Here is a 26,883-nt window from a genome sequence, read left to right on the forward strand (position 1 = left end):
AGGTAACCCTCCTGTTTTATTGGCAGATGAGCCTACGGGAGCTCTTGATAGTAAAACAAGTAAGGAAGTACTGCAAATGCTGAAGAATCTTAATGAAAAGGGACAAACAATCATTTTGATTACCCATGACTTGGAAGTTGCAAAAGAGGCAACACGGGTCGTTCGGATACATGATGGACAGTTGTTTGAAAACGGAGGTGATTGGATTGAATCTGAGCGAATCAATGAAGATGGCTATACGCAGTATCAAAACCAATAAAGTCCGTGCTTTTTTAACTATGCTTGGAATTATTATTGGAGTGGCCTCCGTGATTGTACTTGTTTCGATTGGGCAGGGATCTTCACAGTCCGTTCAGGAGGAGATCAATAGCTTGGGGACTAACCTGTTAACGGTCAGTGTCTCAGATACAGATTCTGTAGAGCTGACGGATGACACAATTGAACAGTTTAAAGACCTGAGCGGGATATCAGAAGTTGCACCTGTGGTCTCAGGCCGTGTTTATGCTAAAAACGGTGAAACTTCTACACAGGTTTCAATGACCGGTACGACGTCCTCCTATATTTCAGTGAGGGATTTAGAGCTTAGCCAAGGCCGTTTTTTAACGGATATGGAAACAGAGTTACGCTCTAAGGTGGTTGTCTTAGGGTCTGATACAGCTGACACGCTTTTTGAAAATCAAAAAGCGGTGGATCAAAACGTTCTTATTGGCGGTGTTTCCTATCGGGTAATCGGCGTGTTGAAATCAGTAGGTACCTCTATGGGATCAAGTGGTGATGATGTAATCATTGCACCAATCACAACTGCAAAGCGTGCTACGAGTAGCACGACCATCGGAACAGTGTATTTAAAAGCAGAGAACGAGAATATTGTAGAGCGTGCGATGTATCAAGTACAAGGTACAATGACGACATTATTCCCAGGTCAGAGTGATAACTATTCCGTGTCCAATCAAGAGGATTTAATGGATACAATGAGCTCGGTGTCAGATACGTTTACGCTCATGCTTGGTGGTATCGCAAGTATTTCATTACTTGTAGGTGGAATTGGAATTATGAATATAATGCTGGTATCCGTTTCAGAGCGGACGAAAGAAATTGGAATCAGAAAGGCTATTGGGGCGAATCGGAAATCCATTCTACTTCAGTTTTTAATTGAAGCGGTTGTCTTGAGTTGCTTAGGTGGGTTATTAGGAGTAGGAATTGGACTTGGAATCGCTAAATTGGTTTCAATTGTTTCAAGCTTAACAATCAGTTATTCGTGGTCGGTGACAATGATGGCCTTCCTATTCTCCATATTTATCGGTGTTGTCTTTGGTGTATTTCCTGCCAATAAGGCATCTAAATTAAATCCAATTCAAGCACTGCGTCACGAATGAACATACAATTTGAGAGAAAGCAGGCGATTAAAAGCCCGCTTTCTTTTGCATATGAAAAAGGATAAAATCAACATATATCACAATTGAAGCGGTTGGGAGGTACCCTGCATGAAGGTTTTGGTGGTAGAAGATAATGTTTCATTATTAGAGTCGATCCGACAAATTCTGACGGATGAATATGAAGTCGATACAGCAGATAATGGGGAAGATGGGCTATTCATGGCCCAGCAAAGTATATACGATATTATCATTTTGGATGTAATGCTTCCGGGAATCGATGGATTTGAAATCGTACGGAAAATCAGGGAAGCAAAAATAGATACAAGTGTCTTGTTTTTGACGGCAAAAGATGCGCTTGAGGATCGTGTCAGAGGATTGGAAATGGGTGGCGATGATTATTTAGTCAAGCCGTTTCAGGCACCGGAACTTAAGGCCAGGATTCGTGCCCTGCTTCGAAGGAGTGGCATTATATCGCTTGAGCAGCATGTGAAATACCGTGGAATTGAGCTATTGGAAAAAGAAAAGGATATTTTGGTTGATGGAAAGGTCATTAAAATGACCTTGAAACAGTTTGAATTACTGGAGTATCTAATTCAAAATAATAGGAAAATATTGACCCGTGAGCAGATTTTCGACCGCATTTGGGGGTTTGATTCAGATACGACGATTGCCATTGTGGAAGTGTTCATCCATCACCTTAGGAAAAAGTTGGAACCCTTCAATTATCATAAAGATATTCAAACCGTTCGGGGTATTGGTTATATGCTAAAACAACCATAAGGGGATTAATATGTTCCAAAAAACACGGCTTCAACTAACATTATTGAATTCTATCGTCTTTATTGTCTTAATAGCCATATTAAGCAGAACGATTTATTTCTATACGGAAAATCAGATATATAGGGATGTCAATGATTCACTTAAACAGGATTACAGGGGTTTCAGTAATGGAGGCATGCCAGGCGGACGTCCGCAAGGTGAGTTTCTCTTAGGTCCGGGCCCGAGTGTCATCGTTTGGGGACCGGATGATACTATCATTGAGCCAAGACTAAGTGTAGACAATTTTATAAAGGTTAATGAATCGGAATTTTACCCTAAAAGATTCGATGAGATTGAAGAAATATCAGTAAATGGGGCGACGTATCGTGCACTTTCCACCAAGGTCGATACGGAGTATGGAGAGATGACCGTACAATTCATCAGGAATGTAGATACAGAAAAAGAAATGCTCGATCGCTTGTTGCTCATATTGTTTGTTGGTGGAGGAATTGGAAGCTTAGTGGCCGTTGGCGCAGGCTATCTTCTGGCAGGAAGGGCTCTAATACCAGTCAAGAAATCCTGGGATCAGCAGCAACAGTTTGTCTCGGATGCCTCTCATGAAATTCGAACACCGCTTGCCGTCATTCAATCGCGAGCTGATTTGCTATTTCAATCACCGAACGCGACAATCGAGGAAAAAGCGGTTGATATATCGATTATATCTAAAGAAGTCAGGAGGTTGAATAAGCTGGTAAATGGTCTTTTAACCTTGACTCGGACGGATTCGAATCAAATGGAGGTCAAAAAGGCAAGCTTTTTCCTGGATGACTTACTTTTGGAAATTGTGGAACAGTATACGGATATAGCTTCTTTCGAAGAAAAAACAATTACTAGTTATGCTCCTAATCAGGTTGTTTTCCTTGGCGATAAAGAAAGAACACACCAGTTACTGGTGATATTAGTGGATAATGCCATGAAATTCACGGATGAGGGTGGTGTAATTTCCATTTCCTGCGTTAAAAATTCATCTTCGATTATTCTTTCTGTAGAGGATAATGGAAAAGGCATCCCCCAGGAAGAAATTCCAAAGATTTTTAATCGATTTTATCAAATTGAGCAGTCTCGCTCCGCAAATGAAGGTTCAGGATTAGGCCTGTCTATTGCTGAATGGATTGTCAACACCCACCAAGGGACTATCAAAGTGACTAGTGAACCGAATACAAGCACTCGTTTTGAAATAACTTTTCCTAGAAACCAAAAAAATAAATAATGGTTTTAAAAAGACCTATAACAGAAATCGATTTTAAATACTTTTTATTTAAATATAGAAATAAAAAAGACTCTTATTTTTCCCAGTCACTTAAGGAAAAATTAAGGGTCTTTTTAGATAATCTCCTTATAAGAAATAATACATTTTGTTACGAAGGAGAATTGTATATGGTGAAATTTAGTAAGTTACACTTTTTGATTGGGATAGTAGCTTCAGTCCTTTTAGTTGTTCAAGCAGTTTTCGGCATCATGATGTATGTGAATGGCGGTGACACACAGGAGGAGATGGCCGGACAAAGGATGATGGGCCAGCCTACTAACACCAACACTACTGACTCGGCTACAACTGATGACTCGACAACAGAAGATTCAACGGATAGCGATACGGCAGCGACCGATGATTCAACTACCGCTACGACCCCTAATCGTGGACAGGGCAATATGGGGACACCTTCTCAGGGGTGGCCTAACGGATCTGGAACTCCAGGTGAGATGCCGAGCGGTGGGGGCTTTCAAGGCGGAGACTCTTTAGCAGGTAAAGTTATCAACTTTTATCAAGGGGTGGGTGGTTTGGCCACATCTATTATCGTCCTTGTCATAGGAGGAGCTGGATTAGTCACGTCGGTGATGTCCAGAAAATCTGCAGCTTAAAAGAAATTATTATATATACATATAGATTAGGGTAAACTACATGTTTTATGAATAGATGATGAGTGAACACTGTTGCCTGAATGTTTATAGCAAGTAGAAGTTTTTATAAGAACATTTCTGCAAAAAAACTATACGTCTTTAGTGTTTGTGATAGGATTCAAAGCATGTAAAGAGAGGGTTCCTTATATAGAGGAGCCTTTTCTTTATGTTTAGAGAGTTAGCATTCCTGTAAATTTCCATTTTGAAAAGGAAAGAAAATAATTGCACTTGAAAAAATATTAGTATAATATATAAATTTGAAGATGTACGTACAAGTAATGCAATATGGATTAAATAGAAAACGTTTGCATAAAATTTTTGAGGGTATCCTACTATTAATGCACGATCATTAAAATTCACCTTAGTGGAGGCAGAATACATGAAATTTCTGATAGCAATTTTAGGGTTGCTTATTGTTTTTGGACTAGCCTTGTTGGCAAGCAGTGACCGAAAGAAAGTCAAAGTTAAACCGATTATCCTCATGGTGATCATGCAGCTTATTTTAACTTATCTATTATTAAATACGAAGTTTGGTTTAGTGATAATCAATTCGATTGCCGATGCTTTCGCAAAGCTCTTGGGTTGGGCAAATGAAGGGATTACATTTGTATTTGGTGGGATTGTAAACGAAGGAGCATCGCCGTTCTTTTTAAATGTCCTTCTTCCTATCGTATTCATCTCGGCATTAATCGGGATTTTACAGCACTTCAAAATCCTTCCGTTCGTCATGAAGTGGATCGGCTACCTGCTTAGTAAGGTGAATGGAATGGGGAAATTGGAATCTTACAATGCGGTAGCATCAGCAATTGTCGGCCAATCCGAGGTTTTCATAACCTTGAAGAAGCAACTCGGTTCCATTCCGCCATCACGTATGTATACGCTTTGTGCGTCAGCCATGTCAACCGTATCGATGTCGATTGTCGGAGCTTATATGACCATGATTGAACCAAAGTATGTTGTGACGGCTATTGTTATTAACATGTTTGGTGGATTTATCATTGCATCCATTATTAACCCTTATACGGTAACGGATGAAGATGATATTCTCCCTGTTGAAGAAGGGGCAGAGAAGCAGTCGTTCTTCGAAATGCTTGGGGAATATATCATGGATGGATTTAAGGTTGCTATCACTGTAGCCGCGATGTTAATTGGTTTCGTTGCACTAATTGCAGGAATTAACAGCTTATTCGATATGATCATCGGCATCAGTTTCCAAGACATCTTGGGGTATATTTTTGCACCGTTTGCTTTTATCATGGGGATACCGATTTCAGAAACCGTGACTGCAGGCGGAATCATGGCGACAAAACTAGTAACTAATGAATTTGTTGCCATGCTGAGCTTAGGGGACGCATCAGCAGCCTTGAGCGATAGGACGATAGGAATCGTTTCGGTTTTCTTGGTTTCATTCGCGAATTTTTCATCTATCGGAATCATTGCAGGTGCTGTTAAAGGCCTACATGAAAAACAAGGTAATGTTGTGGCTCGTTTCGGCTTGAAGTTGCTATACGGTGCGACTCTTGTCAGCATTCTATCAGCAATCATCGTCAGTGTGATCCTTTAAATCACGGGATTAGACAGCTCATCAATATACTGAATAACATTCAAGGCACTTGGGTATATCCCAAGTGCCTTGAATGTTATTCGGCGGATTGGGAGACTCTTATTTCTTGATGGGAATTGAAGGGGATTAGCATGCTGGTATATAATACATAAACAGCATAACTAGCCATGAAAAGGGAGTGGAGGATGACAATGAATAAGAGTGAAACGGCTATCTTTGCAGGAGGTTGTTTTTGGTGCATGGTTGCTCCCTTTGATGATATGGATGGGATTATTAAAGTAACATCGGGTTATACAGGTGGTAATGTAGTCAATCCCAGTTACAAACAAGTGATTTCAGGTACGACTGATCATGTAGAAGCTGTTCAAGTAGTATTTGATCCATCAATCATTTCCTATAAAGAACTATTAGAGATATTTTGGCAGCAAATTGATCCGACTGATGATGGTGGACAGTTCTCGGATAGAGGTAAGCAATACAGGGCAATAATTTACTATCTAAATGATCAGCAAAAAATGGAAGCGGAGCAATCAAAGGAAAATTTAATGATGAGCGGACGGTTTAAAAATCCTATTATTACGGGTATTTTACCCTCAGGGGAATTTTATGAGGCCGAGGAATACCATCAGGAATTCTATCGGAAAAATCAATTTCGTTATGCATTGTATCGTAAAAGCTCAGGACGCGATGCTTTTATAAAAGAAAATTGGCCTAAGGATAATGCTCATCTCAGAGAAACTTTAACCGAGAGTCAGTTTCATGTCACCCAAGAAAATGGGACAGAGCCACCTTTCGATAATGTATATTGGAATCACTTTGAAGAAGGCGTTTATGTGGATGTCGTTTCAGGGGAGCCCCTTTTCAGTTCACGGAATAAGTATGATAGTGGATGTGGGTGGCCAAGCTTTACGAAGCCGATCATGTCGGCAAGCGTCAATGAAAAAATGGATCTAAGCCATCGGATGACCCGGACGGAGGTACGCAGCAGAGAAGCTGACTCACATCTTGGTCACGTTTTTCCGGATGGTCCTGGTCCTAAGGGCACGCGCTATTGCATCAATTCTGCCGCCCTTCGATTCATTCCTAGAAATGAAATGGAGCGGGAAGGTTATGGAGATTTATTGTTGCTTTTTTCAATGAAATAATTAGTTGAGATAGGGGAACGTAAATGGATATAAAAGATGAATTGTTATATCGATACATCCTTGATCACTCTTCCATAATTACGGATGGAGTCGGCTTATTAATAGCGCATTTGATCAATTGAACCATGAGTTCACTGAGCAGTATTATCTTTTGACAAAAGAACGTTTACTAGCGCAACAGGAACTGATTAATGAATTAGGTGCTCCAGTTATTCCTATTGTTTGATGCTATTGCGGTATTGCCATTAATCGGGGAAATTGATACCTTTTTAGGCAAAGGGGATTTTGATTACTACTCCAGGCAAATGTATTAGTAGAAATGTTTCTCACTTATTTATCGACTTATCGGGTGTGACCCATCAAATCTATCAATGATAAGTACCCTTAATTTATTAGGCATTCAATCTACAATTTCCGGAATTCGTCCTGAAGTAGCACAGACGTCCATTCAGCTAGGATTGGATTTTAGTCACGTTTCGACTCACAGTACTCTTAAGCAGGCACTTTCCAAGCAAGGAATCAAACTATATGAAAGAAAACGACTCAAGGGAGTATAGAGTGAAAAAGAACCAGATCCCAATAAGGGATCTGGTTCTTTTTAGTGATTTTATAACTTGAATGAACTCTTCAATCCAACAATTTGGTTGAAGACCAAGTGATCAGCTGCAGTGAGTTTTGAATCAACATTGTAATAGCCGTGTCTGAAGAATTGGAATTTATCCTGAGGCTTAACATTTTTCATGTTGGGCTCAACAAATCCTTGTAAAATTTCTATGGATTCAGGGTTTACCCGCTCCAAGAATGATTTTTCTTCTTCTTCTTCACTTTCCTTATCCAAAATTAAAGGTTGGTAGTTACGGAATTCTGCTGAAACAGCTTGTGTAGCCTCGACCCAGTGCAGTGTCCCTTTCACTTTACGACCAGTGAAACCAGATCCGCTTTTTGTTTCAATATCGTAAGTGCAGCGAAGTTCAATGACGTTTCCGGCTTCGTCTTTTATCACTTCTTCACATTTAATGAAATAAGCATGTTTTAAACGGACTTCATTGCCCGGGAAAAGACGGAAATACTTTTTCGGGGGATTTTCCATGAAATCGTCCTGTTCGATATATATTTCACGTGAGAATGGAATTTGTCGCGTACCCATCTCCGGAACTTCTGGGTTGACCTCAGCATCCAGCCATTCAACTTCATTTTCTGGATAGTTGGTGATAACTACTTTAAGAGGCTTTAGAATAGCCATGGTCCGTGGCGCCTTCAGTTTTAGATCTTCTCGAACGAAATGATCGAGCATTTGAGAGTCTACGACACCGCTAGTTTTCGCAACGCCTATTTCAAGGCAGAATGCACGAATAGCTTCGGGTGTATAACCGCGTCTTCGTAATCCTGATACGGTAGGCATACGTGGGTCGTCCCAGCCGTCCACAAAGGCTTCATCGACAAGTTGCTTCAGTTTCCGCTTGCTCATTACGGTATTTGTCAGGTTTAGACGGCCAAATTCGTATTGCTGTGGCTTACTTTCCATTTCGCAGTTTTCAACAATCCAATCATAAAGCGGGCGTTGATCTTCAAACTCAAGCGTACAAATGGAGTGTGTGACTCCTTCAATTGCATCTTCAATAGGGTGGGCAAAGGCGTACATTGGGTAGATGCACCATTTGTCGCCGGTATTATGGTGTTCTGTATGGGAGATTCGGTAAATAACGGGATCGCGCAGATTAATGTTAGGTGAGCTCATATCGATTTTTGCTCGCAGTACTTTTGTACCGTTCTCGAATTCGCCGCTACGCATCTTTTCAAATAATTCAAGGTTTTCCTCGACTGTTCTATTGCGGTACGGGCTATCTTTTCCTGGCTCTGTTAACGTTCCACGATATTCGCGGATTTGGTCGGCATTCAGGTCATCGACGTATGCCAATCCTTTATTGATGAGCAGTACAGCTCTTTTGTACATTTCGTCAAAATAATCGGACGCGAAAAAAAGGTTATCCCAATCGTAACCGAGCCATTTCACATCTTCCTTGATAGAATTGACATACTCAATATCTTCTTTCAATGGATTGGTATCATCAAATCGAAGGTTGGTTTTACCATTAAATTCATCAGCCACTCCAAAATTCAAAATAATTGATTTGGCGTGCCCAATATGTAAATATCCGTTTGGCTCAGGAGGGAAGCGGGTGATAATATGATCATGTTTTCCGGACTCTAGATCATCTTTTATAATATTTTTAATAAAATTCGAAGAGTTATTTTCCAACTGAATTCGACCTCTTTCATTTATATACTTCTTTTAATTTTACCTGTATATATACCATAAATACAGATATTTTTCCATGTTCGAGCCGGAATCAGGGTTTTAGAATACGTTCTTAAACAATTCATCTAGTATTTAGTTTGCACAATCAGATCGGAAATATCCCTGAAACTTTAATCATTTATGTGAGGAAACTATCTAACTAGTATTTAATAAACAAAAAACGAAATCTATTGATGGGTTTTATCGAATCACTTTTATAAAAAATAAGCAATACAGGAATCAAGCCTGCATTGCTTAATAAAGGATTATAGTTAAAATACCGTTGTTTGTAAAAATTCCTTCGTTCGCTCTTCTTGTGGATTGGAGAAAAATTCTTTTGGTGGGCCACTTTCTACAACCCGTCCATTATGCATGAAGACAATCCAATCCCCAACTTCACGGGCAAAGCTCATTTCATGGGTAACGACTACCATTGTCATCCCCTCTAAGGCAAGTTCCTTCATCGTAGCTAGTACCTCACCGACAAGTTCAGGATCGAGAGCAGAGGTGGGCTCATCAAAGAGGAGGATATCGGGCTTCATGGCGAGAGCTCGAGCGATCGCAACCCGCTGTTTTTGGCCACCGGAGAGCTTGCTTGGATAGACATCTGCTTTATCTGATAACCCAACTTTGGCAAGTAGCACTTTTGCTTCCTCGATGGCTTGGGCCTTAGGGATTTTTTTGACGTGAGTCGGTGCTTCAATAACATTTTCGAGTACGGTCATGTGCGGGAAGAGATAGAAATGCTGAAAAACCATTCCAACTTTCTCACGAATTTTATTAATATCGTGGGTACCCGGCTCTACTTCAGTTCCTTCGATAAGGATTTGTCCGCTGTCTTTCTTCTCCAAGTAGTTCAAGCAACGGAGCAGGGTGCTTTTTCCGGAACCGCTAGGCCCAATCAGACAGACAACGTCACTATCTAATACCTTCATATCAATATCTTTTAGCACGTGAAGGTTTCCATAAGATTTATTTAAATTCCTAATGCGAATCATTTCTTTTTGTTCCATTTCAATTCCCCCTATCGATCACTAATGGACAGTTTCTTTTCAAATGTATTGACGATAATGGTCAGGAATGCCACAAGAATTAAATAGTAGACCGCTACAATCAATAAATATGTCATTTCATCAAAATTATTTGAACCTAACGTAGTGGCTACGTTAAACAACTCATTCATGGATATGAAGGCAGCCAGTGATGAATCCTTCAGTCCGATGATGAATTGGTTGCCTAGTGGCGGCAATGCGCGTCGGAAGGCTTGTGGTAGGATGATCCTTCTTAATGCGAGTGCATTGCTCATGCCAAGGGAACGTCCAGCCTCCATTTGGCCTTTGTCAATGGATTGGATTGTACCGCGTAAAATTTCAGAGATATAAGCTCCGTTATGAAAGGCTAGGGCAAGTGACGCTGCCCAGAAGTCTGGTAGTAGGAAGAGATTGCTGATACCAAAATAGAGAATAAATATCTGTACGATAAGCGGTGTTCCTCGTACCAGGAATACGTATGTATCTGAAATCCATGCAAGAATTTTTATATTAGAAATTTTTAAAAGTGCGAAGAGTAACCCGATGATAATTCCTACTAATATGGAAACCACCGTAAGCTCCAATGTGAGGAGCATGGCTCGGATAAACACATCCGATGAGCTAAATAATGTATCAAAAAAATGAGAAAAGCTTGGCAATGTAAAAACTCCCTTTCTATCAATCTTTATTCAGGTTTAGTAGTGATATCTTCCCCAAAGTACTTTTTGCTAATTGCTGCAAGTGTTCCATCTTCTCGGAGGTTTTCAAGTGCTTCATTAATGCGTATCAGCAGCTGGGGGTTATCGTTCGGTAGAACTATGGCCTGCTCACTGCGTTCTATCAATTGACGACCTTTGATGTCGAATCCTTCTTTGGTCGCTTCTTTACCGGTTACAAAGTCAGTAATAACGGCATCATGACGACCTCCGCTTAATGCTTTAAGAGCGGTGATATCACTGTCGTAGGTTTTTACATTGGTTGTATACTTTTCTGCTGTGGTTGCGTATGTGGAGCCTTTAGAAGCGGCAACTTCCTTTCCCTTTAAATCTTCGACTGTTTTGATATCACTATCGGATCGGACGAAAATTTGTGGACCTGAGTAGTAATACGGGGTGGAAAAAGCAACATGTTTACTTCGTTGTTCATTAATTGTATGACTGGCAACCGCGGCATCTGCCCGACCGGTTTTGACACCCTCGACGATTCCCTTAAATTTAATCCGCTTTGGGACCGGTTCTAGACCAAGTTCTTTCGCGATTGCTTCCCCGACTTCAATATCAAATCCTGTTACGGTCATGTCATCATTAACGTAACTAAATGGCTTGAATTCACCTGAGGCAGCGAATACAAACTGGTTCTTATTGATCAGCTTACTACCATCCTCTAGCTGATCTTTTTCAGCACAGCCGGACAGAAGACCAAGAATAATCAGTAATACTAGAATGAATTTAACTGATAATTTCATGATTATTTCATTTCCCCCTTTGAAAAAAACTAATAGAATGGTCTATACCCTAATGAGATCGTGAATAACCTTATTTTACAGGAAAAATAAACCAAATCAATAAAAAGTCAACCCTGAATAGGCCGACTTATGTTCTTCAACTAAAGAGGCAAGTTAGCTTCATGCTGGGTTTTTCTGAATAGACTGACTTTAACTTTGCCTATGTGTTGAAGTATAATATAGCAAAATAGAAGAAGGGCAGTTGGGAAAATAGTGAGCAACTTTGTGCAAGAACAGTTACAGGAATTTCGTGTAAAAAATCAAGATAGAGGTCGTTTAATTATAAAATGTCCGGACCAACCAGGAATTGTTGCGACGGTTACGGCATTCCTTAAAGAACATGGAGCTAATATTGTTGAATTGAGCCAGTATTCCATGAACCCAGAGGGCGGCACCTTTTTTACCAGGATTGAATTCGATTGCCCGGGCTTAAAGGAAAAGGCTTTGGATATGGAAGTCTCCTTTCAAGAAATTTCGACAAAATTTTCGATGCAATGGACATTTAACTATGTGAGTGATTTAAAGAGGACGGCAATCTTCGTTTCTAAGGAGCCACATTGCCTTCTGGAATTGCTATGGGAGTGGCAAAGCGGGGATCTATTGGCTGATATTGCGCTTGTCATCAGTAATCATGAAGATACGAGGCAAATTGTCGAATCCATGAACATTCCTTTTTATTATATTCCTGCTAATAAGGACATACGTAGGGAAGTGGAAGCACAACAGCTTAAACTTCTGGAAGAATTTAATGTCGACCTAATTGTACTAGCAAGATATATGCAGATATTGACGCCTGATTTTGTGGCTGCACATCCGAATAAAATCATCAATATCCACCATTCGTTTTTACCTGCGTTCATCGGGGCCCGACCTTATGAAAGAGCTTATAATCGAGGTGTTAAGCTGATTGGGGCAACTTCGCATTATGTAACAAACGATTTGGATGAGGGTCCAATTATCGAGCAGGATATTGAACGTGTCGATCACCGTGATTCTGCAGAAGATATGAAGAAAGTCGGCCGTTCAGCTGAACGCAGGGTACTTGCCCGTGCTGTTAAATGGCATTTGGAAGACCGTGTACTTGTTCATGAAAATAAAACAGTAGTCTTTTAATAAGAACCCCCCATTTGGCATGGAAATTTGCCGAAGGGGGGTTTTTGTATTGAATAAGTAATGATTAATACGTATATTCTACCCTTACTGAGGCCGTGATGTTTAATTCTCCAGGCTGAATAGGGGTAGAGGCCATTTTTGTATAGGAACTGGTTTGGAAAAGGGTGGGTGGCGAAGTTTCTGAGAGTTCCTCAACCTGATTAGGGACTGGATTCAATGAGATTCCTAACGTTCGAGCCATGGAAAGGGCCTTTTCGTATGCATTTTTTAAAGCAAGCGAAAGTGCCTGGTTATAGTAAGCTTCTGGATTGGATAAGGAAAAGCGAATGCTTGTAATGGAATTGGCACCACTTCTGACTGCTGTGTCGATTATGCTGCCTATTTTTTCAATGTCAGTCGTTTTGGCCTGGATAATGTGCTGGACTTTATAGTTTTTAAACAATTCTTTTCCTTCGATATAATCATATTGTGGATCAATTCTGTAATCACTTGTTTTTAATTGCTCTTCTGGAATGCCAATGGATCTAAGAGATGCAATGACTTTCGCTATTGCTTGAGAATTGGCCTGCTGAGCTACCTGAGGGTCCACATCCTCGGATATAACTCCAAGGGTGATTACGGCTTGGTCAGGAGCAGCCTGGAGCGTTTCTGAACCGGAAACTTTCAAAGTATGATTCCTGCTATGTTGATAATCCCGGTCAGGAACAATAAATTCTTGATTCATTTTGACACCAACCTTTTTAAAGAGATAATCTCAACCCTATTGTACGAAGTATTAGGGGGAAACATGATTGAAATATGAAATATCCCGGCTGCTATTAATTCTTTCGGTACATTTAAAGAAAAAAGGGATGTCTATCAGAATGTTTTTTAATCTGTTTTAGCTTAAAAAAAGATACAAAAAAACACTCGGCCTAAAACCGAGTGCGTTTTATTTATGAATGACTTGAACCCTGCCAACCTGGCCATCTGTCAATCTTACTTTAATACCATGCGGGTGGCTGCTGGAGTTGGTTAAAATATCTTTTACTGTTCCACGTGTTAGCTTTCCGCTGCGTTGATCTGCTTTAAGAACAATGTCCACAGAGGTACCTGGAGTAATATCTTTTCGATTTTGACCGTTCATGTTTAATTCAGTCCTTTTTAGAGTTATTTGCAACCTTTGATAGTGCAGTAACTTCAGTATAAGGAAAACAGCAGACCTAGTCGACTTTTAGATAACAATCACGCAAAGCTCTATTGAATCTTTTTAAGCGGCTCGACAGCAGGGCCATTTAATACTTCACCAGTGATAGAGTAACGAGAAGCATGACATGGACAGTCCCAGGTACGATCGCCGCTGTTCCATGCCACCTCACAACCCATATGAGTGCATGTGGAATCTACAATATGAAGCTGGCCTTCATGATCACGATAACACCCGGCTTTATCTCCATTTACCTTGACGATGGCTCCTTCATCGATACCTAAGTCTTCTGGCGTTTTATGAATAACTGCCAATTTACTTTTAATCATATGCTTCGCTACATCAGCGTTGTCTTCGACTATATTTTTCATTCCTTTTATACGGGCTGGATTATATAGATCTGCATATCGGTTGTCCTTTTGCAAAATATGATCAGTTAAGATTTTTGCAGCAATTGATCCATTCGTCATACCCCATTTCGCAAAGCCGGTTGCAATGAGAACGTTTGGATGATTAGATGTCACTGGGCCGACGAATGGCAGATTATCTGGTGTCACAATATCTTGTGCTGACCAGCGATAAGGAATATCTTTTACATTGAAATATTGGAAACTAAAGTCCTGTAAGGCTTCATAATGTTCAATTGTCGAAATACCCTGACCGGTTTTATGGCCTTCCCCGCCTACAAGTATAAGTTTTTCCCCATTGTCCTCTGTATAACGAAGGGAACGGGTAGGGTTGTCAGCGCTGTAATACATACCACCGGGGTATTCCTGTTCGGTCTTAATTCCAAGAACATAGGATCTTTTTATATGAGTACGAGCAAAGTATAATCCCATTTCATCATTAAAAGGGAAGTGAGAGGCAACAATTATATGGTTGCTTTTGATTGTATGCCCCGTTTCAGTTATAACGGTTGGTGGCTTGCCGTTTTCAATTTTCATAGCCGTTGTACGTTCATAGATGTTCCCTCCAGCTTCCAGAATAGGGGGGATGAGGGCTGTTAAATATTTTAATGGATGAAACTGTGCTTGGTCCTTCATAATCACAGCAGCTTTACATGGAATAGAGAAAGGGATCTTTTCTGCATAATCCCCTCGAATGCCAAGTTTTTGATAGGCCTTTAGTTCCTCTTGGATTTTACTTTTATATTCATCGGTATTTGCGTATACATAAGCATCTTGAACATTCAAATTGCATTCAATAGAATGTTCTTCTATCAATCCTTTGATAAGCTCCATTCCTTCAGTGTTGGCTTCATAGTAAAGTCTGGCCTTCTCCTCACCGTGATCAGTAATCAACTGGTCGTAAATCAAGCCGTGCTGGGCCGTGATTTTTGCGGTTGTATGGCCAGTTGTTCCATTAAGTATCTCGCTTGCCTCAATGAGTGTGACTTTCACACCTTGCTTGGCTAATAGATAAGCTGAAGTGATACCCGTAATTCCTCCACCAACAATTAAGACATCAGTTGTTATATCTGTTTCTAGCTTAGAAAACGAAGGAAAGGATAAAGTACTGCGCCAATATGGCTCCGGATATTGAGGAAGTTCTGTATTTTTTTCGGTCATTTGAATACCTCCATACGTTTCATTAGTGGTTTGTCCATTTATTACCATGCCCAAATTCTCTTTTTTTACGCTAACTTTTGAAAGAAGAAGACTATTAAAAGTTAGTTTTTTGTCTGTTTACAATATTGTATACATGTAAACAAAAGTAGATGGTTTGTACACAAAAAAGTAAACATGTTTACAAATGAGTACACATGGCTATATATATGGGTGTGTACATATTTGTTCCTAATGTATACAAAAATGAATACAATTCAACAAATAAAATAAAGCCACTACTTATGAAGGGTTGACTAATATAGAAATCTTTTCTATTGAGAGTGCTCCACCTGGTTTTTTTATGAAAAAGAAGATGTTTTTAGATGAGTTCTAGAATCGCAGCAGTAGACGTAGGAAATGATGCAATTAAAGCTATTTTTGGAAAGCTAGAGTCTAAAACTATATATACCAAATGTCATTGCAAAAGACATGAAGATCGGCCGGTCATAGGAATCGAAGAACTCGATGTAAAAAAAACTTGGGAAGGGATACATACTAGAGTCCATTCACCAGCCTTGCAAGACAATAATGCCATTTATCGTGTCGGAAATTTAACGAAAAAAAGTGATAACCCAACAGAACTAGATTTGGGGAGCAGTAAATCAGAGGAAGGCCAAACATTAGTATTTGCGTATACATAAGCATCTTGTACATTCAATAGAATGTTCTTCTATCAATCCTTTGATAAGCTCCATTCCTTCAGCATTGGTTTTATAGTATAAGTCTGGCCTTTTCCTCACCGTGATCAGTAATCAACTGGTCGTAGATCAAGCCGTGCTGGACCGTGATTTTTGCGGTTGTCTGGCCAGTTGTTCCATTAAGTATTTCGCCTGCCTCAATGAGTGTGGCTTTCACACCTTGCTTGGCTAATAGACAAGCAAGGTGATACCAGAAATTCCTCCACCAACAATTAAGACATCAGTTGTTATATCTGTTTCTAGCTTAGAAAACGAAGGAAAGGATAAAGTACTGCGCCAATATGGCTACGGATATTGAGGAAGTTCTGTATTTTTTGCGGTGATTTGAATATCTCCATACGTTTCATTAGTGGTTTGCTTATTTTTTACCATGCCCAAATACTCCTTTTTTACGCTTTCTTTTTTATGAAGAAGAGTATTAAAAATTAGTTTTTTTTGTTTGTCTGCAATATTGTATACATGTAAACAAAAATAGGTGGTTTGTACACAAAAAAGTAAATATGTTTACAAATGAGTACACATGGCTATATATAACGTGTGTACATATTTGTTCCTAATGTGTACGCAAATGAATACAATTCGACAAATAAAGCTACAACTTATGAAGCATTGACTAATATAGAAACCTTTTCTATGCTTAATAGAGTGCTCCACCTAAATTTTTTTATGAAAAAGGGGATGTTTTTAGATGAGTTCTAGAATCGCAGCAATAGACGTAGGAAATGATGCAATTAAAGCTATTTTTGGAAAGCTAGAGTCTGAATTATATATACCAAATGTCATTGCAAAAGACATTGAAGATAGGCCGGTCATAGGAATCGAAGAACTCGATGAAAAAAACCCATTGGAAGGGATACATATTAGAGTCCATTCACCAGCCTTGCAAGACAATAATGCCATTTATCGTGTCGGAAATTTAGCGACAAAAAGTGATAACCCAACAGAACTAGATTTGGGGAGCAGTAAATCAGAGGAAGACCAAACATTAGTAATGCTTTTTGCGGCTCTTGCATTGGATGCTGCCAAGCAAGGGAACAATGATAAGTTCAAAAAAGTAAATAACGTTGTCGAAGCGAATTATACGCTGGGCACAGGTCTACCTCTTCGGGAAGTTAAGGAAGGGAAAGATGTTGGATACCGTTCGAAGTTACTAGGTTCTGTTCACCAAGTAGAATTTTTAATTACACCCAAATACCAAGGTATTAAGATTAATATCAAATTTGATGAAGTGAAGGTCTATCCAGAGGGCTTCGCCGCATACATCAATTTAGTCATGGACAATGACTTGAATATCATTAACCGTGAATTAATAGATAGAAGAATTCTCATTCAAGATATTGGCGGACTATCAACAGATATCGCGGTCATTAAAAACCGTAAAGTTGACGATGATAAGGCGCAAGGATTCAATCTTGGAGTAGCTGAGGCTCTTGAATCTATTCGTGAAGAAATCAGGAAAAAACACGGTGTCGAGCTAGACAGCAGACGCGATGTCGTTGAAATCATCACGAAGAAAAACGATCGTAACCATATTATGGTTCGCGGAAGCCGGACAAGCGTCCATGATATCGTCGACCGAATTTTAGGGGAACTTGCGAAAAAGCAATACCGTCACCTACGTAATGTATGGCAGAAAAACTCGCAAACGGAAATCTGCTATTTTGTTGGCGGAGGTTCGATTGTCTTGAAAGATTACCTGAAAACGCTCAATCAAAATTTTGATGGCTATAATATAGACTTTTTTGAAGATGAACGGCAAAGCGTTTGGATGATGGCCAACGCCTATTATAAATTGATTTCGGATTTTAATCGCAGGAATTCAAAGGAACAACAGCATTCCCAGCAAAAGAAGAAAGAACAAAGATCAGGTGCTGTTAAATAGGTGAGAGAATGAAAAAAACAGCTTCTTCTGAAATCAAAAGAGGACAAGCCATCACTTTTCGTATCCCTTCAGATGTATCAGATTATACGTTAAGACAGCTGCAGAAATTGAAGGAAACAGAAAGAAGGAATTTTTCCAGTAAAATTGCCGAGTATGTTCTCGATGGAATCGGACAATCCACCCATCAGGAACGGGAAATGATTGCTCTACCCATGCCGAACAAGCTTAGCAAATCTCAGCGTGACTGGCTCAAGCATTCCCACTCAGAAGCTATGCTTGGAACGATTATGTACCATCTTTTATCCGATCCTTTACGCGCGACTGCCTTGCTAGCCTCATTGAACAGTAATGTAATTAATGAGGAGATTTATTTGCAGGATGAGCCCGAAGAACAGGATACTGAAGTGGTGCAGAAGGAAATATCTAAGAAAGATTTGGATGACTTTGATTGGAGTTTGGATGAAACCACACAACAAGTGGAGGAACCAGAACCTGAAGAGGAAAACCTTGATGATCTTCTTGGTGATTTTCTTGATCAAATGAATCAATAAGTATGTAGAAGGGTATCTGACAACATGTTGGATATCCTTCTTTTTTATTAACGGGGAATTTCAAAAAAAGAAGGACCTCAGGGCCCCTCTTGAATGAATTAAGCTAGGAAAATTAATTGATAGAGGAAAAGAATTGCAAATATGTACACTAACGGGTGCACTTCTCGGGACTTTCCTTTAGCCAATTTTAAAATAGGATAAGCGATGAATCCAAGTGCTATCCCATTGGCGATACTTGATGTTAACGGCATTGCGACAATGACCAAAAAAGCTGGGAAAGATTCATCAAAATGCGTCCAGTCAATTTCGTTAATGCTTTTAATCATCATACTTCCTACAATAATCAGGCTTGGTGCCGTGATTGCCGCTACATTTGAGACAGCTCCGATAAGGGGGCTAAAGAAGGCGGTTATTAAGAAAAGAATAGCCACCACAAGAGCTGTTAATCCYGTTTTACCGCCTGCACCTACGCCAGCAGAAGACTCAACTGAGGCAGCGGTAGGGCTTGTACCGAACATGGCACCAACAGTTGTACCAATGGAGTCTGCAAAGAAGGCACTCCCAGATTTCTCAAGCTTCCCATTTTTCAACAATCCAGCTTGACGTACAATTCCAAGTAACGCTCCGGTTGTATCAAATAGCATGACAAGTAAGATTGAGAAGACAACTCCATATAGCCCGTAGTTAATGACATCTGCAATAGATGTGATTGGGTTAGCGACGATTATTCCCTCAGGTAATGATGGTGTCGAAACAAAGCCATCAATTTTTAACTGTCCAGTAAAGAAGGCGATAATGGCTGTGACGATCATTCCAATGAATATTGCTCCCTGCACATTACGTACAAGTAACACAATCGTTATAACCAAACCAATTAACGTAAGTGCCACACTAGGGTCTCTAAAACTTCCAAGGGTAACTAGATTGGATTCATGACTTGTAACAACGCCTGACAAACGAAGTCCAATAAAGGTGATGAAAAGTCCAATTCCAGCACTGATTGCGTGCTTCAAATTATTGGGGATGGCTTCAATCAATTTTGAACGGAAAGAGGTAAGTGATAAAAAGATAAAGATAATCCCTGTAACAAAGACTGCCGAAAAGGCAACTGTATATGAGATATTATGAGTGCCTAGCACTGAGTACGCAAAATAGGCATTCAATCCCATCGCAGGTGCTATGACAATTGGATAATTGGCTAAAAGAGCCATGCAAAGAGTTCCTACTATGATTGCGATGATGGTTGCTGTGAAGGCCTGGTCAAAGGGGACCCCAGCATCAGAAAGAATCATTGGGTTTACAACTATGATATAAGCTAATGTTAAAAAGGTTGTAAGTCCCGCAAGTACTTCTGTCTTAATATTTGAATCCCGTTCTTTTAATTTAAACATGCGGTTACTCCTTTTTTATATACAAAAAATCCTTGTACTAATCATTACAAGGAGGAGGTGCTTACCCCTTTTTCAAGTAAGTAGCTCGGTAGTATAATTTATTTGATAATAAAATCTTATAAATTATATTAGAAAAACAACTAAAGTACAATAGCATGAAAAATTTACAGTGACAGGTTTTCTCGAAATTAGATAATGATATACTAACAAATAGCTTAGATTAAGGAAGTTTCACTTAGAGTGTAACTCCGCAACGTTCCTTAAGACGATTTACGAGTTTTTAAATGGGAAAAACAAGGGAATGACAAATTTAGAGAGTAGGTTTATATATGACAAATTTCATCGACTTGGGCGTTAGCCCGGCGATTAACGCGATATTAAAACAAATAGGAATTTCTAACCCGACACCTATCCAGGAGAAATCCATACCAGATATTCTTGCGGGAAGGGACGTCATCGCGAAGGCACAGACAGGGACTGGGAAGACCTTGGCGTTTTTGTTGCCGATTTTAGAAAAAGTCGATCCGACAGCATCCCACATCCAATCATTAATTGTTACACCAACTAGGGAATTAGCTTTGCAAATCACAGCGGAACTGAAAAAGTTTGCTAATGAAATTGAGGAGCTGCAGGTGCTTGCTGTGTATGGTGGACAGGATGTCGAACAGCAAATGAAAAAGTTGACACGAAATATTTCTGTCGTGGTTGCCACGCCAGGGCGGCTTTTAGATCATTTACGAAGAGGCACCATTGATTTATCGCAAACACAGACACTCGTTTTGGATGAAGCTGACCAAATGCTTCATATTGGCTTTTTACCGGAAGTAGAAGAGATTATGGGGCAACTTCCAGAAGAACGGCAGACATTGCTCTTTTCTGCCACAATGCCTGAACAAGTTCATCAGCTAGCTAAACGCTACATGAATAAACCATTAACTGCGGCAGTAAAGGCTGATCAAGTTACAGTCGAGCAAATCCGCCAACTTGTTATCGAGACGACAGATCGTGCCAAACAGTCTTCATTAATTACCATAATAAAAGAAGAACAGCCTTACCTGGCCATTATTTTTTGCCGCACAAAACGCCGTGTTTCAGTCTTGAATGATGCTTTAAAGTCCGCTGGTTTTAATTCTGAGGAACTTCATGGGGACCTTTCACAGGCCAAACGAGAACGTGTTATGAAAAACTTCAGAGATGCAAAGCTCCAATATTTAGTGGCAACGGACGTTGCGGCACGAGGGCTGGATGTAGAAGGAGTGACCCATGTATTTAACTATGATGTCCCAGAGGATGCGGAAATTTACATCCACCGAATTGGTCGAACAGGACGAGCGGGTGAGAATGGTCTAGCCGTAACCTTTATTGCTACTAAAGATTTGCAGCTGTTAAGTGATATAGAAAAAGGAATTTCAATGAAAATTGAACGAAGAACAATTGAAGGCGTCAAAATGTTCCAACCTGATGAGGCGGGTCATAAAAAGAAGCGTTATGAAGAATCTTCAGAAGAGGGAACTCGTCGCCCACGTACAGGAGGAGGTCGCCGCCACAGAGAGCGAATAGATACAAGAGGGCCTAATCGAGGAAGTCACCGTTCTGCTAATCAAGCAGACAACCGTGAATTAGAGCTAGAGAAACCACGCGGAGGCCGTACGGAAAATAGTCGTGGACCGAAACGTGAGAATCCACGTGGAGGTCGTACGGAAAACAGTAGCGGGCCGAAACGTGAGAATTCAAGGGGAGGACGCCCAGAAGATAGCCGTGGACCGAAACGTGAGAATTCAAGGGGAGGACGCCCAGAAGAYAGCCGTGGACCGAARCGTGATAATACCCGTGGAGACCGCCAAGGAGACAGCCGGGGAGCAAAAGGGGGAAATACCCAAGGGCCAAGTAATAGGAGAGGCGGATCTGGGAGCTTTTCAAATAGAGGAAGAAACAGGTAAAAGGAGGCGATGGAAGTGGAAAAGCCTTGGTTGGCAGAATATCCAGTTTCCTTAGAGCTAGCAGAGAAATTAATCAGGCTGCAGTTTCCAGAGATTGAGTTGAAAGAGATAAACCAACTTGGGGAGGGGTTTGATAACACAGTCATTCAAATTAATGAGCAATATGTATTCCGTTTCCCTCGACGCCCTATTGCAGTTACGTTAATCCAAGTGGAAAATCAACTTCTGCCCTCGATAGCAGGTAACTTTCCGCTTGCTATCCCTGAGCCGATTTTTTTTGGAAAACCAAGTACCATTTATCCATATCCCTTTACAGGTTATAAAATGGTAAAGGGATACTTGCCTGTGGAAGAATCAGTTGAAAATAAGATTATATCGGCAAAAAGATTTGCCCATTTTTTAAAAGAACTTCATAGTTTTCCTGTTGAAAAAGCGAAGCGATTAGGCGTAAGGCCTGATGGAATGATGAGGCTCGATATATCCTTTCGCCAGAAAATGCTAATGGAAAATGTCTCAACTCTATTAAAACTAGGTTACTCTGAGCAGGCATATGCCGTTAAGGATTTTTTTGAAAAACTCAAACCATTGAATGTTCATCATCCAATCTCACTCGTTCATGGAGACATTCATATCCGGAACGTTTTACTCGATAAAAAAGGTGTTCTCGCTGGAATTATTGATTGGGGAGATGTTCATATCGGAAACCCAGCTATTGATTTTTCCTTTTTATACAGCTATTTTCCAAAAGAAGCACGCCAAGTATTTTTTGGGATTTATGGTGACATCGATAAGGAGATGGAGTGCTTGGCCCGGTTCAGAGCAATATATATGCTTGTTACTCTACTCGTATATGGCATTGATCGTCAGGATGAACAGCTGATTGCTATAACGAGCACTGGTTTGAAATTTGCTATAGAAGAATAATTGTTACTTTCTTTTATGATTGGGAGGTTAATATGAAAGCAAGTTATTTTCATACAATTACGTTAATTGGGAACATGTTGGATAAATCTAACATTCCTTATCAATATACAGGTCAATCTGCTCTGTTTGTGCAAGGAGTGGAGGTTGATGAGTATAAGAACATCACCATTGATGTGCAATGGGATGTCTTTAATGAGATTTTTGAGCTTTTTTCCGAATTCGCCCCTACGCAGCCTGAAAAAAATCCTGAGAGTTCTTCTTTTCTATTGGTCATTGATGGGGTTATAGTCACAGTTCGCTGCTTGTTTAACATGACTATTAAAACAGATCCTTATCGATTGTCTATAAAGATTGGAGAAATGGAGATTTGGTGCCGGTCATTGTACAGTTATTTATACGACGAGGAAATGAAGAAGTACAGCGCTGAAATTCATGCCTACTTATCTGCCGAGCAGCAGGGCTTCACAGCTGAAAATGAACAGGCATGGAACCAGAATAATTATTTAGCGCTTGTCAATCGTTACGGAAAACCCAAAGAACTGGCATCTAAAATCGGACAAAATCCCAAATGGAGACTGCATCCATTTTATAAATATATGGGAGATGTAACAGGTAAAAAAATCACTCATTTAATGGGGTCAAATGGCGTTAAAGCGGTTGCCCTGGCCATCATAGGGGCCAATGTCAAGGTAGTTGATTTTTCTCAGGAAAACGCGACTTTTGCAAATGAATTGGCAAAAGAGGCCGATGTTTCGATTGAGTATATCATCTCTGATGTGCTGTCATTATCATCAGAACATGTATCTGAGAAACAGGATTTGGTTTTAATGGAGCTGGGTGTGCTTCACTACCTAATTGATCTTCAACCATTATTCGAAAAAATTAAAATGATTTTAAAGCCAGGTGGACGATTCATTTTACATGAATTCCACCCGATTTCAACAAAACTCATTACTTCTAATGGTAAAAAGCATAAGGTGGCAGGCAACTATTTTGCTCCAGCAATTGAAAACAACGAGGTCGCTTTTTCCAAGCATATGCCGGATGAAGAAAAAGAGAGCCTTTCAAAAGTGGTTCAGCGTAAATGGACAATAGGAGAACTTATAACGGCAGTAGGTCAATCAGGGCTTGTGATCAAGGTGCTTGAGGAAGAACCAAATCATAAGATCCACGATATCGGTCTTCCGAAAACATATACCTTGGTAGCGGAACGAGTGTAAGGATGCAGTCAAAAGTGTTAGCGTATATAAAAAGGATGTCTCTATGCCTCAGATAAAAACATAAATTTTTAAACAATCAGGAGGAACCTTTTATGAGTAAAATTTATATCATTCATGAAAATGAGGAATGGACTGCCCATTTAACCAAAAGAATGAATGAGTTAGAACTTCCCTATGAAGAATGGCATCTTGATCAGGGTGTGGTGGATTTAACAGAGGAACCGCCAGAGGGTGTTTTTTATAGCCGTATGAGTGCAAGCTCACATACTCGTGGGCACCGATTTGCGCCTGAAATGACAGAATCTGTGCTAGCGTGGCTTGAACAGCATAATCGTACAGTCTTCAATGGGACACGAGCGCTTCGTTTTGAGGTCAGCAAAGTCAATCAATATACGGCACTGACAAAGGCTGGAATTAAGACTCCGCAAACGATCGCAGCTGTAGGCAAGGAAAATATCATGAAGGCAGCAGAGAAATTAAATGCCGCTTCGTTTATCACGAAACATAACCGTGCAGGTAAGGGACTCGGTGTTCAATTATTTCACTCAGTAGATGCATTGAAACATTATGTGGAAGGTCCAGAATTCGATGAGCCAGTTGATGGGATTACATTAATTCAGGAATACATAAAAGCACCGGAGCTATTCATCACCCGTTGTGAATTCGTGGGTGGCAGTTTTATGTATGCGGTAGAGGTTGACACATCCGAAGGTTTCGAGCTTTGTCCGGCAGATGCCTGCCAAATTGGTGACTTGTTCTGCCCGATCGGTGAAGAGGTAGTAGAAAAACCAAAATTTCAAATTGTGCAAGATTTTCATGATCCGATTATTGAAAAATATGAAGCGTTTTTACAAGCGAATGAAATTTCGATTGCAGGAATTGAATTCATTCGTAATAGCGATGGTGAAATCTACACGTATGACATCAATACCAATACGAATTATAACAATGACGCTGAGGAAGCAGCAGGCCAATATGGCATGCTTGAATTAGCGAAGTTTCTAGGATCCGAATTGGCGAAACAAAACTTGAACAAATAAAATAATAAAAAGTGATGCTGACTGAAAGGGGGGTTGTATAAACCATTTCAGTCTTTTTTTGACATAAAAAGAAGGTGCCCCGTCTCAAGCGGGCACCCTCTATTAGACCAAGTTAATTATTGTTCGACCATTCTTCAACATCCCATACTTTGGTAATCCAATCTTCATAGAAATCAGGTTCATGACAGACGAGGATAATCGTACCTTTATACTCTTTTAATGCACGTTTTAGTTCTTCTTTCGCGACAACATCCAAATGGTTCGTCGGTTCATCAAAAAGCAGCCAGTTACTTTCGGTAAGCATGAGCTTACACAAGCGGACCTTCGATTGCTCACCACCACTTAAATGGCTCATTGGACGTGTAATGTGCTCGTTTTTCAAGCCAACTCGAGCAAGGATGGCTCGTACCTGCGGTTGGTCGAGATGTGGGAATGCATTCCACACTTCATCGATCGGTGTCGTGTTGCCTGCTTTCACTTCTTGTTCAAAATAAGAAGAGAAAAGGAAATCGCCAAGGGATCTTTTTCCGCTTAGAGGATCAATTTTACCAAGAATCGTTTTTAACAGCGTAGATTTTCCTACTCCGTTACAGCCGACTACGGCAATTTTTTCCCCTCGTTCGATGGTCATCGATAGCTTTGGAAGCAATGGACGGTCGTAGCCAATTTCCAAATCCTCCCCTTCAAATACATAACGGCTGCTCGCACGTGATTCTTTGAAGTCAAAAGTCGGTTTCATTGCAGTCTCCGGACGATCGATGCGTTCCATGCGGTTCAATTGCTTCTGACGACTCTTTGCCCGACCGGTCGTTGAGTAGCGGGCTTTATTTTTAGCAATGAAATCTTCCTGCTTTTTAATGAATTCACGCTGTTTTTCATATGCATTGATGTGCTGATTTTTATTCAATTCGGCAAGCTCCAGGAATTTTTCATAAGTTGCCGTGTAACGAGTCAATTTTGAAAATTCAAGATGGAAAATGACGTCGACGACTCCGTTCATGAACTCGGTATCATGCGAAATTAATAAGAATGCATTAGGATATTCCTTTAAGTAGCTGCTCAACCAGCGGATATGCTCCACATCCAAGTAGTTCGTCGGTTCGTCAAGGAGCAGTACTTCAGGCTGTTCTAAAAGTAATTTGGCAAGTAAAACTTTTGTCCGTTGTCCACCGCTTAGGGCAGAAACGTCACGGTCCAATCCGATTGCATCTAATCCCAAACCGCGTGCTGCCTCTTCAATTTTAATATCTAGATTGTAAAAACCACCGGCTTCAAGCTTGTCCTGGATTTCACCCATTTGTTCTAAAAGTTCTTCAAGTTCTTCAGGAGTAGCTGTCCCCATTTTCTCTGTTACTTCATTCAATGCTTTTTCTTGCTCGAATAACGGTAAGTACGCATCCCTTAAGACGTCGCGAATCGATTTACCTTTTGAAAGAATCGTATGTTGATCAAGATAGCCGTATTCGACACCAGGTGTCCACTCAACCCGTCCTTCATCGTGAATCAGTTGTCCTGTAATGATATTCATCATTGTTGACTTCCCAACACCATTTGCCCCGACTAGACCTACATGCTCGCCAGCCATTAGACGGAAGGAAACATCCTTGAATAAGGTACGATCGCCAAAGCTGTGTGCTAATTTATCTATAGAAAGTAAGCTCATTTATATTGAACCTCCCAATTAATTTGAAAAA

The 26,883-nt window shown here is 40.3% G+C and carries 23 protein-coding genes and 2 pseudogenes; 16 read left to right on the plus strand and 9 right to left on the minus strand.

Annotation, left to right across the window (positions count from 1 at the left end; genetic code table 11):
* The 8 genes and pseudogenes from AC1DUW_RS00005 to AC1DUW_RS00040 all read left to right on the plus strand — a co-directional run.
* Positions 1 to 259 (plus strand): annotated as a pseudogene (locus AC1DUW_RS00005) (macrolide ABC transporter ATP-binding protein); the annotation flags it as partial.
* On the plus strand, positions 231 to 1,376 hold the full coding sequence (locus AC1DUW_RS00010; RefSeq protein WP_053348368.1) for an ABC transporter permease: 1,146 nt from the start codon (positions 231 to 233) through the stop codon (positions 1,374 to 1,376). The pseudogene AC1DUW_RS00005 and the gene AC1DUW_RS00010, both read left to right, overlap by 29 nt.
* 108 nt (positions 1,377 to 1,484) lie before the next feature.
* The gene (locus tag AC1DUW_RS00015; protein ID WP_053348369.1) at positions 1,485 to 2,156 is read left to right on the plus strand and encodes a response regulator transcription factor; all 672 of its coding nucleotides are present in this window, start codon (positions 1,485 to 1,487) and stop codon (positions 2,154 to 2,156) included.
* A gap of 10 nt (positions 2,157 to 2,166) precedes the next feature.
* Positions 2,167 to 3,405: a sensor histidine kinase gene (locus AC1DUW_RS00020; protein ID WP_053348370.1), complete on the plus strand. Its 1,239-nt coding sequence runs from the start codon at positions 2,167 to 2,169 to the stop codon at positions 3,403 to 3,405.
* 167 nt (positions 3,406 to 3,572) lie between these two features.
* Positions 3,573 to 4,055, plus strand: coding sequence for a hypothetical protein (locus AC1DUW_RS00025; RefSeq protein WP_053348371.1), 483 nt, complete (start codon positions 3,573 to 3,575; stop codon positions 4,053 to 4,055).
* Positions 4,056 to 4,473: 418 nt separating this feature from the next.
* Positions 4,474 to 5,658, plus strand: a complete 1,185-nt coding sequence (locus AC1DUW_RS00030) for a NupC/NupG family nucleoside CNT transporter (RefSeq protein ID WP_053348372.1) — start codon at positions 4,474 to 4,476, stop codon at positions 5,656 to 5,658.
* A gap of 185 nt (positions 5,659 to 5,843) precedes the next feature.
* Positions 5,844 to 6,803, plus strand: coding sequence for a peptide-methionine (R)-S-oxide reductase MsrB (gene msrB, locus AC1DUW_RS00035; protein ID WP_053348373.1), 960 nt, complete (start codon positions 5,844 to 5,846; stop codon positions 6,801 to 6,803).
* A 371-nt stretch (positions 6,804 to 7,174) separates the two neighbouring features.
* Positions 7,175 to 7,360 (plus strand): STAS domain-containing protein, encoded by a 186-nt coding sequence (locus AC1DUW_RS00040; protein ID WP_477641770.1) that lies wholly within the window; start codon positions 7,175 to 7,177, stop codon positions 7,358 to 7,360.
* A 50-nt stretch (positions 7,361 to 7,410) separates the two neighbouring features.
* On the opposite strand, the gene AC1DUW_RS00045 is transcribed toward AC1DUW_RS00040, so the two are convergent.
* From AC1DUW_RS00045 to AC1DUW_RS00060, 4 genes are all read right to left on the minus strand, one after another.
* A complete protein-coding gene (locus tag AC1DUW_RS00045; RefSeq protein ID WP_057216200.1) occupies positions 7,411 to 9,063 on the minus strand; it encodes a glutamine--tRNA ligase/YqeY domain fusion protein in 1,653 nt (550 codons plus the stop codon).
* 311 nt (positions 9,064 to 9,374) lie between these two features.
* The gene (locus tag AC1DUW_RS00050) at positions 9,375 to 10,115 is read right to left on the minus strand and encodes an amino acid ABC transporter ATP-binding protein (RefSeq protein ID WP_053348375.1); all 741 of its coding nucleotides are present in this window, start codon (positions 10,113 to 10,115) and stop codon (positions 9,375 to 9,377) included.
* An 11-nt stretch (positions 10,116 to 10,126) separates the two neighbouring features.
* Complete coding sequence (locus AC1DUW_RS00055) at positions 10,127 to 10,792, minus strand: amino acid ABC transporter permease (protein WP_053348376.1); 666 nt, start codon at positions 10,790 to 10,792, stop codon at positions 10,127 to 10,129.
* Positions 10,793 to 10,818: 26 nt separating this feature from the next.
* The gene (locus AC1DUW_RS00060; RefSeq protein WP_053348377.1) at positions 10,819 to 11,598 is read right to left on the minus strand and encodes a transporter substrate-binding domain-containing protein; all 780 of its coding nucleotides are present in this window, start codon (positions 11,596 to 11,598) and stop codon (positions 10,819 to 10,821) included.
* A gap of 252 nt (positions 11,599 to 11,850) precedes the next feature.
* Here AC1DUW_RS00060 and purU point away from each other — a divergent pair, with 252 nt between their 5' ends.
* Positions 11,851 to 12,750 (plus strand): formyltetrahydrofolate deformylase, encoded by a 900-nt coding sequence (gene purU / locus AC1DUW_RS00065; protein ID WP_053348378.1) that lies wholly within the window; start codon positions 11,851 to 11,853, stop codon positions 12,748 to 12,750.
* A 64-nt stretch (positions 12,751 to 12,814) separates the two neighbouring features.
* Here purU and AC1DUW_RS00070 read toward each other — a convergent pair whose 3' ends face one another.
* The 3 genes from AC1DUW_RS00070 to AC1DUW_RS00080 all read right to left on the minus strand — a co-directional run bounded on the left by AC1DUW_RS00070 (position 12,815) and on the right by AC1DUW_RS00080 (position 15,504).
* A complete protein-coding gene (locus AC1DUW_RS00070; RefSeq protein WP_053348379.1) occupies positions 12,815 to 13,474 on the minus strand; it encodes an SIMPL domain-containing protein in 660 nt (219 codons plus the stop codon).
* A gap of 207 nt (positions 13,475 to 13,681) precedes the next feature.
* Positions 13,682 to 13,876, minus strand: coding sequence for a YwbE family protein (locus AC1DUW_RS00075; protein ID WP_053348380.1), 195 nt, complete (start codon positions 13,874 to 13,876; stop codon positions 13,682 to 13,684).
* A 110-nt stretch (positions 13,877 to 13,986) separates the two neighbouring features.
* Positions 13,987 to 15,504, minus strand: a complete 1,518-nt coding sequence (locus AC1DUW_RS00080) for an FAD-dependent oxidoreductase (RefSeq protein ID WP_053348847.1) — start codon at positions 15,502 to 15,504, stop codon at positions 13,987 to 13,989.
* Positions 15,505 to 15,866: 362 nt separating this feature from the next.
* On the opposite strand from AC1DUW_RS00080, the pseudogene AC1DUW_RS00085 reads away from it, so the two are divergent.
* From AC1DUW_RS00085 to AC1DUW_RS00095, 3 genes and pseudogenes are all read left to right on the plus strand, one after another.
* Positions 15,867 to 16,181 (plus strand): annotated as a pseudogene (locus AC1DUW_RS00085) (ParM/StbA family protein); the annotation flags it as partial.
* A gap of 748 nt (positions 16,182 to 16,929) precedes the next feature.
* Positions 16,930 to 18,123, plus strand: a complete 1,194-nt coding sequence (locus AC1DUW_RS00090; RefSeq protein WP_053348381.1) for a ParM/StbA family protein — start codon at positions 16,930 to 16,932, stop codon at positions 18,121 to 18,123.
* Between the two features lie 8 nt (positions 18,124 to 18,131).
* Positions 18,132 to 18,674 (plus strand): hypothetical protein, encoded by a 543-nt coding sequence (locus AC1DUW_RS00095; protein ID WP_053348382.1) that lies wholly within the window; start codon positions 18,132 to 18,134, stop codon positions 18,672 to 18,674.
* A gap of 98 nt (positions 18,675 to 18,772) precedes the next feature.
* Here the strand turns inward: AC1DUW_RS00095 and AC1DUW_RS00100 are convergent, their stop codons facing one another.
* Positions 18,773 to 20,065, minus strand: a complete 1,293-nt coding sequence (locus AC1DUW_RS00100) for an NCS2 family permease (RefSeq protein WP_053348383.1) — start codon at positions 20,063 to 20,065, stop codon at positions 18,773 to 18,775.
* Positions 20,066 to 20,394: 329 nt separating this feature from the next.
* Here AC1DUW_RS00100 and AC1DUW_RS00105 point away from each other — a divergent pair, with 329 nt between their 5' ends.
* The 4 genes from AC1DUW_RS00105 to AC1DUW_RS00120 all read left to right on the plus strand — a co-directional run bounded on the left by AC1DUW_RS00105 (position 20,395) and on the right by AC1DUW_RS00120 (position 25,189).
* Positions 20,395 to 22,005 carry a DEAD/DEAH box helicase gene (locus tag AC1DUW_RS00105; RefSeq protein ID WP_477641771.1) on the plus strand — a complete coding sequence of 537 codons (1,611 nt, stop codon included), beginning with the start codon at positions 20,395 to 20,397 and terminating at the stop codon, positions 22,003 to 22,005.
* Positions 22,006 to 22,020: 15 nt separating this feature from the next.
* Positions 22,021 to 22,929 carry a phosphotransferase gene (locus AC1DUW_RS00110; protein WP_053348385.1) on the plus strand — a complete coding sequence of 303 codons (909 nt, stop codon included), beginning with the start codon at positions 22,021 to 22,023 and terminating at the stop codon, positions 22,927 to 22,929.
* 32 nt (positions 22,930 to 22,961) lie between these two features.
* Entirely contained in the window at positions 22,962 to 24,149 is a 1,188-nt protein-coding gene (locus AC1DUW_RS00115) for a class I SAM-dependent methyltransferase (RefSeq protein ID WP_236695031.1), read from the plus strand.
* 92 nt (positions 24,150 to 24,241) lie between these two features.
* Entirely contained in the window at positions 24,242 to 25,189 is a 948-nt protein-coding gene (locus AC1DUW_RS00120; RefSeq protein WP_053348386.1) for an ATP-grasp domain-containing protein, read from the plus strand.
* Positions 25,190 to 25,301: 112 nt separating this feature from the next.
* Here AC1DUW_RS00120 and AC1DUW_RS00125 read toward each other — a convergent pair whose 3' ends face one another.
* Entirely contained in the window at positions 25,302 to 26,852 is a 1,551-nt protein-coding gene (locus AC1DUW_RS00125) for an ABC-F family ATP-binding cassette domain-containing protein (RefSeq protein ID WP_053348387.1), read from the minus strand.
* Between the last annotated feature and the right edge of the window lie 31 nt (positions 26,853 to 26,883).

This window comes from Peribacillus sp. P4_C12, from assembly GCF_056402095.1.